This is a genomic window from Ancalomicrobiaceae bacterium S20 (genome assembly GCA_040269895.1).
GTDB lineage: Bacteria > Pseudomonadota > Alphaproteobacteria > Rhizobiales > Ancalomicrobiaceae > Methyloraptor > Methyloraptor flagellatus.
This window is the reverse complement of sequence record CP158568.1, coordinates 1,241,542-1,253,749: the sequence shown is the minus strand read 5'-3', so window position 1 is coordinate 1,253,749 and position 12,208 is coordinate 1,241,542. Positions and strand designations below refer to the sequence as shown.

The 12,208-nt window shown below is 68.9% G+C and carries 11 protein-coding genes and 1 pseudogene; 9 read left to right on the top strand and 3 right to left on the bottom strand.

Features of this window, described 5'->3' with window-relative positions:
• Nucleotides 1-59: 59 nt before the first annotated feature.
• Genes ABS361_05875 through ABS361_05860 form a run of 4 tightly spaced genes read left to right on the top strand, consistent with a single transcriptional unit; the run spans nt 60 to nt 3,563 of the window.
• The gene (locus ABS361_05875; protein XBY45789.1) at nt 60-878 is read left to right on the top strand and encodes an ABC transporter ATP-binding protein; all 819 of its coding nucleotides are present in this window, start codon (nt 60-62) and stop codon (nt 876-878) included.
• Nucleotides 875-1,621: an ABC transporter ATP-binding protein gene (locus ABS361_05870; protein ID XBY45788.1), complete on the top strand. Its 747-nt coding sequence runs from the start codon at nt 875-877 to the stop codon at nt 1,619-1,621. Before ABS361_05875 ends, ABS361_05870 begins: the two co-directional genes overlap by 4 nt.
• A complete protein-coding gene (locus ABS361_05865; GenBank protein ID XBY45787.1) occupies nt 1,618-2,526 on the top strand; it encodes a branched-chain amino acid ABC transporter permease in 909 nt (302 codons plus the stop codon). Before ABS361_05870 ends, ABS361_05865 begins: the two co-directional genes overlap by 4 nt.
• The gene (locus ABS361_05860) at nt 2,526-3,563 is read left to right on the top strand and encodes a branched-chain amino acid ABC transporter permease (GenBank protein XBY45786.1); all 1,038 of its coding nucleotides are present in this window, start codon (nt 2,526-2,528) and stop codon (nt 3,561-3,563) included. Before ABS361_05865 ends, ABS361_05860 begins: the two co-directional genes overlap by 1 nt.
• 16 nt (nt 3,564-3,579) lie before the next feature.
• Here ABS361_05860 and ABS361_05855 read toward each other — a convergent pair whose 3' ends face one another.
• Together ABS361_05855 and ABS361_05850 are read right to left on the bottom strand one after the other, a co-directional pair.
• Nucleotides 3,580-4,734, bottom strand: coding sequence for an MFS transporter (locus tag ABS361_05855; protein XBY45785.1), 1,155 nt, complete (start codon nt 4,732-4,734; stop codon nt 3,580-3,582).
• Between the two features lie 49 nt (nt 4,735-4,783).
• Complete coding sequence (locus tag ABS361_05850) at nt 4,784-5,698, bottom strand: LysR family transcriptional regulator (protein ID XBY45784.1); 915 nt, start codon at nt 5,696-5,698, stop codon at nt 4,784-4,786.
• Nucleotides 5,699-5,793: 95 nt separating this feature from the next.
• Between ABS361_05850 and ABS361_05845 the strand changes: the two genes are divergently transcribed.
• From ABS361_05845 to ABS361_05825, 5 genes are all read left to right on the top strand, one after another.
• On the top strand, nt 5,794-6,516 hold the full coding sequence (locus ABS361_05845; GenBank protein ID XBY46824.1) for an SDR family oxidoreductase: 723 nt from the start codon (nt 5,794-5,796) through the stop codon (nt 6,514-6,516).
• Between the two features lie 338 nt (nt 6,517-6,854).
• A complete protein-coding gene (locus ABS361_05840; protein ID XBY45783.1) occupies nt 6,855-7,781 on the top strand; it encodes a LysR family transcriptional regulator in 927 nt (308 codons plus the stop codon).
• 128 nt (nt 7,782-7,909) lie between these two features.
• Nucleotides 7,910-8,779, top strand: a complete 870-nt coding sequence (locus ABS361_05835; GenBank protein ID XBY45782.1) for an NAD(P)-dependent oxidoreductase — start codon at nt 7,910-7,912, stop codon at nt 8,777-8,779.
• A gap of 17 nt (nt 8,780-8,796) precedes the next feature.
• Nucleotides 8,797-10,326, top strand: a complete 1,530-nt coding sequence (locus ABS361_05830) for an aldehyde dehydrogenase family protein (protein ID XBY45781.1) — start codon at nt 8,797-8,799, stop codon at nt 10,324-10,326.
• Between the two features lie 120 nt (nt 10,327-10,446).
• Nucleotides 10,447-11,712 carry a DUF3100 domain-containing protein gene (locus ABS361_05825; protein XBY46823.1) on the top strand — a complete coding sequence of 422 codons (1,266 nt, stop codon included), beginning with the start codon at nt 10,447-10,449 and terminating at the stop codon, nt 11,710-11,712.
• 232 nt (nt 11,713-11,944) lie between these two features.
• On the opposite strand, the pseudogene ABS361_05820 reads toward ABS361_05825, so the two are convergent.
• Nucleotides 11,945-12,068, bottom strand: a pseudogene (locus ABS361_05820) (integrase core domain-containing protein).
• Between the last annotated feature and the right edge of the window lie 140 nt (nt 12,069-12,208).

Sequence of the window (12,208 nt, the reverse complement as noted above, 5' to 3'; positions counted from 1 at the left end):
GCGCCGGACGGCGGCAGTGGCTAGCGTTCGGTCGAATTGATCAAAGATGTGCGATCAAAGTGACGCAGCTCTCCGCCTCTCCCGCACGATCGAACGCCGAGACCAGCGATGCGCCGGTCATTCTGGCGGCCGACGGCATCGAGAAGCGCTTCGGCGGCATTGCTGCGGTCGGCGGCGTGTCGTTCGGCGTGCCGAAGGGGCGTATCGTCGGGCTGATCGGACCGAATGGCGCCGGCAAGACGACGATGTTCGACATTCTCGCCGGCGATCAGGCGCCGTCACGGGGCTCCGTGCGGCTCAAGGGACGCGCGGTCGAGGCGGAGCCGGCACACCTGCGGATCCGATCGGGTCTCGGCCGCACGTTCCAGATCCCGCGCCCGTTCGCCGCGCTGTCGCTGGTCGAGAACGTCATGCTCGGGGCGCAGGGCCAGATCGGCGAACGGATCTGGGCGAACTGGCTGATGCCCGCCCGCGTCGCCCGGCAGGAGCGCGAGACCTACGACAAGGCGATGGAGACGCTGGCCTTCGTCGGCCTCGCCCGGCTCGCCCGCGAGCCGGCGCGCGTCCTCTCCGGCGGGCAGCGGAAGCTGCTCGAACTGGCGCGCGTATTGATGGCGGATCCCGAGATCCTGCTGCTCGACGAGCCGGCCGCGGGTGTGAACCCGAGCCTGCTCGAAGTCATCATCGAGCGGATCCTCGACCTCAACGCGCGCGGCATGACCTTTCTGGTCATCGAGCACAACATGGACATGGTGGCGCGGCTCTGCGGTCACGTGCTCGTCATGGCCTCGGGCCGACTGCTGACCGAGGGCACGCCCGACGCGGTCGTCCGGGACCCGCGCGTCGTCGAGGCCTATCTCGGCGGGGCGGTTCCATGACCGAACCGCTCCTCGTCGCCGATCGGATCGTCGCGGGCTACGAGCCGGGGCTCGCCATCGTCAAAGAGGCGAGCGTGTCGGTCGCCGGCGGCGAGATCGTCGTCGTGCTCGGCCCCAACGGCGCAGGCAAGTCGACCTTCATCAAGGCGATCGCAGGGCTGGTGCCGAAGTTTTCGGGCAGCGTGACGCTCGCCGGCCGACCGATCGGCGACACGCCGGCGCATCGGATGGTCGCGCAAGGCCTCGCCTTCGTGCCGCAGACCGAAAACGTCTTCGCGCTCATGACGATCGACGACAATCTTAAACTCGCGGGCGGCGCGCTCCCCGGCATCGACGTCCGCGGCCGGATCGACGAACTCTATGCCTTCTTCCCCGACCTCGCGCGGCAACGCCGCCTGCTTGCGGGGCGCCTTTCCGGCGGACAACGGCAGATGCTCGCGGTCGCCCGCGCGCTGATCGTCTCGCCCGCGGTGCTGATGCTCGACGAGCCGTCGGCCGGCCTGTCGCCGAAGCTGGTCGAGATGGTGTTCGAGCAACTGGCCGCGATCCGCAGGACCGGCGTGGCGATCCTGCTCGTCGAGCAGAACGCCCGCGCGGCGCTCTCGATCGCCGATCGCGCCCTGATCCTGGTCGAGGGCCACAACGCCCACGAGGGGCCGGCCGCCACCCTCGCCGACGACCCCGTCGTCGCCGCGCTCTATCTCGGCGGCAACCGTGCCGCCCGTCCGGGGGCGACGCCATGAACCCTCAATTCCTCGCCGACGGACTGATCGCGGGCGCAATGATCGGGCTCGGCGCGATCGGCGTCACGCTGACCTATTCGATCCTGAGGTTCTCCAACTTCGCCCATGGCGAGTTCGTCTCGTGGGGCGCCTACGGCACGCTGGTCATCGCCGGCGTCCTCGGCTATCTCGCGCCCGGATCGGCCGCGTCGCTCGGCGACTTCTCGGTCGGCTGGGGCGTCCTGGTCGCGACGCTGCTGGCCATGGTCCTGACCGGCGGTCTGGCGCTGCTGCTCGATCGGCTGCTGTTCGCCCGGCTGCGCGCCCGAGGTGCCGCGATCACGGTGGTCATGGCGAGTTTCGGCGCGTCGATGGCGCTCAGGGCGCTGCTCGAGTTCGTGTTCACGTCGAGCCCGCGCTATTTTTCGCGTGAGCTTCAAATTGCCCGCGAAGTGCTGCCCGGCATCCGCGTCACCCCCGACCAGACCGCGCTCCTCGGGCTCACGGTCGTGCTCGCGGGTCTCACGCACTACGTGCTCGCCTACACGCAGACGGGCCGCGCGATGCGGGCGGTCAGCGAGAACCCCGCGCTCGCCCGCGTCGCCGGCATCGACATCGACCGGATCGTCCGGGTGACCTGGATCCTCGGCGGCATGCTCGCCTGCGCGTCCGGCGTCATGCTCGGGCTCGTCGTGCAGATCCGGCCCTATATGGGGTTCGACATGCTGCTGCCGCTGTTCGCCAGCGCCATCCTCGGCGGCATCGGCAGCGTTCCGGGCGCGATCGTCGGTGCGCTGATCGTCGGTCTCGCGGAAGCCGCGGCCGTGCAGCTGATCGGTGCGGAATGGCGCGCCGCGGTCGCCTTCGTGCTGCTGATCGCCGTCCTGATCCTCAGGCCGAACGGCCTCTTCGGGAGCCGCGCCTGATGCCCGACATCCTCGGCCTGACCGCCTATGGCAGCTTCTTTCTGGTCATCGCGCTGATCAACGCGATCGCGTGCCTCGGACTGAACGTCCAATGGGGCCAGACGGGCCTCTTCAACGTCGGCGTCGCCGGCTTCATCGCGATCGGCGCCTATGCCTGCGGCCTTCTCACCACGCCGCCGACGTCCGAGCACTGGGGCGGCTTCGGCCTGCCGATCGCGGTCGGCTGGATCGGCGCGGCGATGCTTTCCGGGCTCGCCTCGCTTCTCGTCGGCGCGGCGACGCTGCGGCTCAGGTCGGACTATCTCGCGATCACCACCTTCGGGGTCGCGGTCGCGGTGCACCTCGTTGTGCTCAACGCGCAGAAGCTGACCGGCGGCAGTTTCGGCCTCGCCTTCATTCCGCGCCCGTTCGAGGCGCTGGCCGAGCGCCCGGCCTTGTTCGGACTGGCCAATCTGGTGCTCGTCGGCGGCCTCGTCGCGGTGCTCTTCGTCGGGCTCGAGCGGCTCGCGCGGAGCCCGTGGGGTCGCGTGCTCAGGGCGATCCGCGAGGAGGAACGCGCGGCCGCCTCGCTCGGCAAGAGCCCGTCGCGCTACCGGCTGCAGGCCTTCGCGCTCGGCGGCGCAATCATGGGGCTGTCGGGCGCGGTGCACGCGAGCTTCATCGGCTTCATCGCGCCTGACAATTACGGCTCCGCGGTCACGTTCCAGATCTGGACGATGCTGATCGTCGGCGGTTCCGGCCGCAACGTCGGCGCCCTGACGGGGGCGGTGCTGATCTGGGCGCTCTGGTCGCTGACCGGGTTCGCGACGGGCGTCCTGTTCCCGCCCGACGCCCAGGCGCGGGCGGCCGCCCTGCAGATCGTCGCGATCGGCGTCCTGCTCTCGGCGACGCTGGTCTTCCGGCCGCGCGGCATTTTTGGCGAACGCATCGCGGTCTCGCGCCATGCCGATGGCCCGATCGACGGCGGGTCGAAGGGAGACGGCGGCATCGTGGGGGAAAGGGCCGGAGCGCCGCGCCCGCACCGACGCACAGAGTGATCGACGCTGAGCGTCGTCAGGGGCGATCGCCCGCGACGAAGCGTGCGGTCATGGGAACGAGGACCATCAGGCCCGCCAAGAGCCAGAACGCCGCCGGCAGTCCGAGCGCTTGGGCGACGAAGCCGATGCCGGCCGGGCCGACCAGAATGCCCGCATAGCCCGTCGTCGTGATGGCCCCAACGGCGAGCGCGGCGGGCATCGCGGTCTGGACGCCCGCCAGCCGGAAATAGACCGGCACGACGTTCGAGGCGCCGAACCCGATCAGCAGGAACCCGGCGAGCGCGACGGTCGGCACGGCGGTCGCGAGCAGCAGCACGAAACCGGCGACCGCGAGGGCGCCGCCCCAGACGAGAACCCTGACGTCGCCGAAGCGCGCGGTCAGCGCGTCGCCGCCGAAACGGCCCGCCGTCATGGCGATCGCGAACAGGATGTAGCCGAGGCCGGCTTGATCGCGCGCGGCGAGCCCGAGATCGGTGATCAGCAGCGCGCTCCAGTCGAGCATGGCGCCCTCGGTCAGGAAGGTCACGGCGGTCAGCCCGGCGAGCAACAGCACGACGCCCCTGGGAAAGGCGAAGATCGGCCCCTCCCCGTTCCCGGACGTCGCGAGCAGGCGCGGTGCCGCGGCGATCGTCGCGGCCGCCATGATCGCCGCCGCGACCAGCGTCGCCACCAGAGGTGTGACCCCGTAGGACAGAAGAAACGTCGTCAGCACGGACCCGGCAAAGCCGCCGATGCTGAACAGCGCGTGGAACCCCGACATGAGCGGACGGTCCGAATCGCGCTCGACCTCGACGGCATGCACGTTCATCGCCACGTCGATCGAGCCGAGCGCGGCGCCGAACAGGAACAGGGCCGCCCCGAGCGTCGCCGGCGACGCGGCGACCGTCAGCAACGGGAGCACGATCGCGAGCCCGAGGCCGCCACCGACGATCACCGGCTTGGTGCCGTAGCGTGCGCTGAGCGGCCCGGTCGCGAGCATCGCCACGACCGATCCGATGCCGAGACAGAGCAGCAACAGTCCGAGCGTGGCGTCGTCGACGCCGAGCCGGAGCTTGGCGAAGGGCACGAGCGGTGCCCAACACGCGATGCCGAAGCCGGCCACGAGGAAGGCCAGTCGCGTCGCCAGGCGCGTGGCCGGGGTGTTCGCCGAGGGCGTCGGGAGGTCGGGCATGATCCGTCGCATTCGCTTGCGTGTTCTCTTTCCGGTGGCGTCCGGGCGATCACTCGGGCGCCACGGAGCGACTCGTGTCCGTCCTGCGCCCGATATGATCGATCAGGGCGCGAAGCTTCGGCGCGATGTTGCGACGCTGTGGAAAATACAGGAAGAAGCCGGGAAACGGCGGCAGAAAATCGTCCAGCAGGGGCACGAGCCGCCCGGCCTCGACATGGGGCCGGAACGTCTCTTCGGGCGCGAAGGTGATGCCGCCCCCGGCCAGGGCGACCCGCAACATCAGGCGTAGATCGTTGGTGGTGATCTGCGGCTCGACCGCCACGTCGAACGGGACGCCGTTTTCCGCGAACTCCCAACGGTAGGGCGCGACGTTCGGTGCCGGCCGCCAGCCGATGCATCGGTGCTCGATCAGGTCGCGCGGATGCGCGGGTGTGCCGTGCGCGGCGAGATACGCCGGCGCGGCGGCCACCATCTCCCGCTGATCGCCGCCGAGGGGCACGGCGATCATGTCCTGCTCGATCACCTCGCCCAACCGCACCCCCGCGTCGAAGCCGGCGGCGACGATGTCGAACTCCTCGTCCGTCACGGTCACGTCGATCGTCACGCCGGGATGGGCTACCGCGAACGAGGCGATGAGCGGTCCCGACAGGAACGGCTCGGCGATCGAGGTGGTGGCGATCCGCAGCAGTCCGCGTGGCGTGCTTTCCGCTGCAACGCCTTCGAGCGCGGTTCCGATGTCCGACAAGGGGCGCGACAGAGCCTCGCGCAGGCGCGTCCCGGCTTCGGTCAGGTGCACGGACCGGGTCGTGCGCATCACGAGCGCGGTTCCGAAGGCGTCCTCGAGCCGCCGGATCCCTTGGCTGACGGCCGAGCGCGTCACGCCGAGCCGATCGGCGGCGGCCCGAAAATTGTGCTCCTCGGCGACTGCGAGGAACAAAGGCAACAGGTTCAGGTCGACCTTCATTGTCCAGCGCGGCTAACCATCAAGTCCAGAACTTGGCGGATACCAGAACCAATCATGGGCGTCCACAGTCTCCTTCACCACAGAAGGAGCAAGACATGGACAAGGTCGTTCTGATCACCGGAGCCTCCGGCGGCATCGGCGAAAGCATCGCCAGAGAATTGGCCGGCGCCGGTGCGAAGGTGTTGTTGGGCGCACGGCGACTGGACCGGGTCGAGGCCGTCGCGGCCGACATCCGCGCGACGGGAGGTACGGCCGAAGCGCGCGAACTGGACGTGACGAGCCGCCGATCCATGGCGGATTTCGTCCAGGCCGCGATCGACGCCTGGGGGCGCATCGACGTTCTCGTCAACAACGCCGGCATCATGCCGCTCTCGCCACTCGCCGCGGGCAAGCAGGACGAGTGGGAGCGCATGGTCGACGTCAACATCAAGGGCGTGCTCTGGGGCATCGGCGCCGTGCTGCCGGTCATGGACGCGCAGGGCAGCGGCCAGATCATCAATATCGGCTCGATCGGCGGGCTCTCGGTCGTGCCCACGGCCGCGGTCTATTGCGCCACCAAGTTCGCGGTCAGGGCGATCTCGGACGGGTTGCGGCAGGAAAGCGCGCATATTCGCGTGACCTGCGTCAATCCCGGCGTCGTCGAAAGCGACTTGGCCTCGACCATCACCCACGCCGAAACCAGGGCGGCGATCGACGCCTATCGCGCCGTCGCACTGCAGCCCGCCGACATTGCCCGAGCCGTCCGCCAGATCATCGAGGCTCCGGCGAGCGTCGACACCACCGAAATCACGATCCGGCCGACCGCATCGGCCAACTGACCGCCGAGTCGACCGAAGAGGCGCCGCCGGCCTGATCGGGCATCTGATCCGATCGGCAGCATGTGCGTTCGATCATCCGGCGAACGACGACCGCTCCGATCGGGGCGGCGCCTCCGCTCTCCCCGGGCCGAAACCACCGGCACCGACGTGACGCTCTGACGACCCGGATGCAAACGGCGCAGCGGCCCAGTGCCCCGGTTGATGCGTCCAACGATGCCGGGTCTGCGTAGCCTCGGCCTTCCGCCTCCTTGTCCAATCACGGATCGCGTTCCAAGATCGAGCCGCCAGCCCAAGCTCAGGAGACCGCCTATGCTTGGTGCACTCGAAGGATCTCCGACTTGGACGACCAGCGTGTCGCTTATCTCTACGAAGCCATCCGGACCGGCAGCATCCGCGCAGCGGCGGAACGGATGCGCGTCAACGCTTCCACCATCAGCCGCCAGATCGCCCTGATCGAAAAAGACTTCGGGACGCCGATGATCGAACGCCTCGCCCGCGGCATCCGGCCGACGGAAGCGGGGCGCCTCCTCGCAGACTGGTGGGCACAGCAGCAAACCGCCTTCGCCGACGTCGAACAGAAGATCCGGGAACTCAGGGCATCGCGCCGCGGCACGGTGCGCCTCGTCCTCGGTGAAGGCTTCGTCGGCGACCTGCTCTCGGGTCCGCTCCAGGACTTCGTCCGCCAGAACCCCGGTATCGCCATGTCGGTCGAGGTGATGCCGACCACGGACATCGTCCGAACCATCGTCGAGGACGAGGCGCAGATCGGGCTGGTCTTCAATCCGCCTTTCGACGAGCGATTGCATACAACAGCCCGGATCGCGAGTTCGATCCGCCTGCTCGTGCCGCGGGGCCATCCGTTGGCGTCGGCGCCGCGCCATCCGGTGCTCGCCGATCTGGCCGCCGAGCGCATCGGCGTGCTGCTGCCGGGCTTCGGCGTCCAGCGCATGATCGACGCGGCTCTGCGGCGCGCCAACGTCTCGATCGAGCCTGTGATGCGGACGAATTCGTTTGCCGTCTTGCGCGGTCTCGTGGCGTCCGACCTCGGCGTGGTCCTCGTGCCGGCCTTCGTTGCGGTCCCGGAATTGACGGACGGTTCGATCATTGCGGTTCCGATCGACGATCCGATGCTCGACGCCGCCGAGATCCACATCGTCACGCGGCGGGGCCGACAGTTACCCGCCGCAGCCACGAAATTCCTCTCGCATCTCCGGGCGCGGCTCCGCGCTTTCGGCGCCCCGCTCGCGGCCGTCGATCGCGCCTGAGGCTATGCGTCTCTCATCCCGCACTGCACTATCGTTGCGCATGATGCAACGCTAGGCGCTCGGACTTCGTGTGCCCCGCTCTTTCCGCTTCCGCTAGCGTTCACAAAACGGACGAAGCGGAGTGATGCATGGCGATCGTGGGTATCGTGGGTCTCGGCAACATGGGGCGGGGCATGGCTCTGACCCTGCGACGGAAAGGGCATCGCGTCATCGGGACGGACGCGGATCCGTCGACGCGGGAAGCGCTCGCCGCCGAGGGCATCGAAACGACGGCGCGGCTGTCCGATCTGACCGAGATCGCGGAGGTCGTCGTGCTGTCCCTGCCGACGGCAGACGTGGTGGAAGCGGTCGTCAGCGGACGCGGCGGCATCCTCGACCACCCGCGCGCGGGCCTCGTGGTCGTCGATACCACGTCCTCACATCCTGAGACGTCCCGTTCGGTTGCCGCCCGCCTCGCCGAGGCCGGCATGGACTTCGTCGACGCGCCGGTCAGCGGCGGTCCGAAGGGTGCCGCAACCGGAACCATGACGATGGTGCTCGGCGGCGACGACGCCGTCATCGCACGCGTGGAACCGATCCTCGCGGACATGAGCGCCAAGCGGGTGCACATCGGCCCCGTCGGCGCCGGCCACGTCTGCAAGATCGTCAACAATCTCTTGTGCGCCGCCCATCTGCTGACCGGCGCCGAGGCGATGCGGATCGCGCGGGCCGCCGGCGTCGAACCGGAGCGCCTCCTCGAGGGGCTCAATGCCGGGTCCGGCCGCTCGGGCGTAACGCTCGTCAACTTCCCGACCTGGATCCTGAACGGCGCCTTCGACTCGGGCTTCACGATGAAGCTCATGCGCAAGGACGTTCGCCTTGCCGCGCAGCTCATCGACGAATTGGGCCTCGACCTGCCCATCGCCGCCGAGGCTGCACGGCTCTGGGCCGAAAGCGCGGCGACGATCGGCGACGCCGAGGACTTCAACCGCATCGTGGACCTGCGGCCGAGCCGCTGACGACGGGACGACAATCCGTGACCCACTTCATCGATCCGCGTCTGGCGGAACTCCTCGCGCCACTCTGGTCCGGCGATCTCGTCGTCGGCTCGCTCGTCGGTGGCCGGATCGTGCCCGGCACCGGCGACACGATCACCGTCGCCGACGCGGCCACCGGCGAACCGCTGTACGCCTATGCCGACGCCGGAGCCGCGGTCGTTGCAGCCGCCGCGGCGTCGGCGCGCGAAGCCCAGGTCGCCTGGGGCCGCCTGACCGGCTTCGGCCGCGGCCGGATTCTGCAGGCGGTCGGCCGCGCGATCCTGGCCGAGGCCGAGCCGCTCGCCCGGCTGGAATCGCTGACCGCCGGCAAGCCGCTCCGCGACGCCCGCATCGAGGTGACCAAGGTCGCGGAGATGTTCGAATACTATGCCGGCTGGGCCGACAAGTTCCACGGCGAGGTCATTCCGGTCCCGACCACCCATCTCAACTACACCCGGCGGGAGCCGATGGGCGTGGTGTTGCAGATCACCCCGTGGAACGCGCCGATCTTCACCTGCGGCTGGCAGCTGGCGCCGGCGCTGTCCATGGGCAACGGCGTGCTGCTCAAGCCCTCCGAGCTGACGCCGCTCTCCTCGATCGCCGTCGGCCTGATCGCCGAGCGGGCCGGGCTGCCGGTCGGGCTCGTCAACGTGCTCGCGGGCTGGGGGCATACCACCGGACAGGCGGCGATCGCGAACGAGATCGTCTCGAAGGTCGTCTTCGTCGGCTCGGTGCCGACGGGTCGTCGCATCGCCGCCGCCGCGGCCGAGCGGCTCGTGCCCTGCGTGCTCGAACTCGGCGGAAAGTCGGCCAACATCGTCTTCGAGGATGCCGACCTGAACCGTGCCGCGATCGGCGCGCAGGCCGCGATCTTCTCCGGCGCCGGCCAGAGCTGCGTGGCCGGTTCGCGCCTGCTCGTCCAACGGTCGATCTACGACCGCTTCGTCGCGATGGTCGCCGAAGGGGCTGCGCGTCTGAAGGTCGGCCGTCCGGACGCCGCGGATACCGAAGTCGGCCCGATCAACAACGCCCGCCAATACGATCACGTGCTGAGGATGGTGCGTGAAGGGATCGCCGCGGGGGCCAGGGTCGCCGCGGGGTCGGACGGTTCTCCCGTCGAGGGCGGCTATTACGTCCGGCCGACGGTCCTCGCCGACGTCGATAACACGATGTCGGTGGCGCGCACCGAGATCTTCGGACCGGTCGTCGTCGCCATCCCGTTCGAGACCGAGGCCGAGGCGATCGCGATCGCGAACGACACCGAGTTCGGGCTCGCCGGAGCGGTCTGGACCCGGGACGTCGCCCGCGGCCACCGCGTCGCCGCCGCAGTCCGCGCCGGCACGTTCTGGATCAACGCCTACAAGACCATCAATGTCGCCTCGCCGTTCGGCGGCTACGGCGCGAGCGGCTATGGCCGATCGAGCGGTATCGAGGCGCTGCACGAATACACCCAGGTGAAGAGCGTCTGGGTCGAAACAGCCGCGGAACCGGTGGCCGGCTTCGGCTACGCGCCGGGTGTCGGCAACTGAGGGAAGCGCAGCATACCGCACTCGAACATCGGGGGACCCGTCATGAGCAGCCAGAATGCGGCCGAACCGTCCGCAACCTCACACATTCGCCGGATGACGAAGATTTTCGTCTTGGCCGCCGTGGTCGTCGTCGTGGCCGAGACGATCGGCAATGTCACGGTACCGCTCGGTGGGCCATACAAGGTTGTGCTGCTCCCGCTCGTCTGGGCGCTACTCATCGGTCTCGCGTGGAGCGCCGCCGCGGCTCGATTGCCCAAGGCGGTGGCCGTCCAGGAGGACGAGCAGCATCTGGCCGCGGCCGTGCTGCAACCCGCGCTGCTCCTGTTCATCGCCAAGCTCGGGCTGCTCGTCGGCGGATCTCTGCCGAAGATCCTGGCCTCGGGATGGGCTCTGGTCTTCCAGGAATTCGGTCATTTCTTCGGGACGATGGTCTTCGGCCTTCCCATCGCGCTCCTCCTCGGCATCAAACGCGAAGCGATCGGCGCGACGTTCTCCGTCGGCCGCGAGCCGAGCCTGGCGATCATCGGAGAGAAATACGGGATGGCCAGCCCGGAAGGCCGCGGCGTGCTCGCCGAATACCTGACCGGCACCGTGTTCGGCGCCGTCTTCATCGCCCTCTTCGCGGGCTTCGTCACCAGTCTCGGCATTTTCAATCCGCTCGCGCTGGCGATGGGGGCCGGGGTCGGATCTGGCAGTCTGATGGCCGCCGCGTCGGGCGCGATCGCGGCTCAGCAGCCCCCCGAGGTCGCCAAGGACGTCGCCGCCTTCGCGGCGGCCTCGAACCTGATCACGACGACCATCGGCACCTATTTCACGTTGTTCCTGTCGCTTCCGTTCACGGTCTGGGCCTACGGCGTCCTCGAGCCGATCCTCGGGCGGTTCGCCAAGGTCGACACGACCGGGGCATCCCCGGTGTCCACGAGGGGCCATGCCGCGACGACCTTCTCCCTGCCCGCTCTCGTCCTGGTCTGGGTCGTCGCCGGCACGATCGCGCTGTTCGGCAACGCAGTGACCTACAAGACGCCGGTCTCGTTGGACGTGATCGTCGGCTTGGCCCTGATCCTCGTGCCGGTCGCGGTCGGCCACGTGGTCTACGTCGTGACCAAGGGGATCGTCCCGGCGGTCGTCTGGGTGTCGGTCGTGGCCATGGCGATGACCTATCCGGCCATGCCCTTCGCGGCGGACATTTCGGCCTATACCGCGAAGATCAACTTCGTCGCCCTCGCGACGCCGTTGCTCGCCTTCGCCGGACTGTCGATCGCCAAGGACCTGCCCGCCTTCCGGGCGCTCGGCTGGCGGATCGTCATCGTATCGCTGATGGCGAACGCGGGAACGTTCCTGGGCGCGACGCTGATCGCGCAGGTGTTCATGCACAAGCCGGTCTAGACGACACCGTATTTGTCCTGCGCCGCGGATTTTGAGGCAGGCGGAATTGACGTGTTCCCCGCTTTCCGGGCCGTACCGAGCTGGAAAATTCCAGTTCCGGCCGGACCAGAACCGGGGAGCACGTCAGATTTGGCCTGATCGGCCCCCACTCGAACCCCGCTGGCGCGGGACCACCGAGGCTCGAATTGGGGGCGGCGGGTGCTGTGGTCGCTCCACCGGTTCCATTGATCCGTCTCGCCTCCGCAAGCGAGGAGAAGACGGGCTCGTTCAGCCGCTCGTCGCGGCGCCGGGCCGTTGAAGCTCTCGACGAATGCGTTCTGGATCGGCTTGCCCGCCGCGATGTGGTGCCACTCGATCGGGTCGCGTGGTCAAAACGGCGCTGTGGCCGCCCTGATGCGCTCCGGGCACCGAGCCGATCAATTCTTGCAGTGGGCGCACAGATTTTATAAATTCCGGCAGAGCCTCCGTCCCCACCAACCATCGGACTCCGCCGGTG

Coding starts and splice junctions, on each gene's coding strand:
- ABS361_05870 (XBY45788.1), top strand. CDS start 875: ATGACCGAACCGCTCCTCGTCGCCGATCGGATCGTCGCGGGCTACGAG.
- ABS361_05865 (XBY45787.1), top strand. CDS start 1,618: ATGAACCCTCAATTCCTCGCCGACGGACTGATCGCGGGCGCAATGATC.
- ABS361_05860 (XBY45786.1), top strand. CDS start 2,526: ATGCCCGACATCCTCGGCCTGACCGCCTATGGCAGCTTCTTTCTGGTC.
- ABS361_05855 (XBY45785.1), bottom strand. CDS start 4,734: ATGCCCGACCTCCCGACGCCCTCGGCGAACACCCCGGCCACGCGCCTG.
- ABS361_05850 (XBY45784.1), bottom strand. CDS start 5,698: ATGAAGGTCGACCTGAACCTGTTGCCTTTGTTCCTCGCAGTCGCCGAG.
- ABS361_05845 (XBY46824.1), top strand. CDS start 5,794: ATGGACAAGGTCGTTCTGATCACCGGAGCCTCCGGCGGCATCGGCGAA.
- ABS361_05835 (XBY45782.1), top strand. CDS start 7,910: ATGGCGATCGTGGGTATCGTGGGTCTCGGCAACATGGGGCGGGGCATG.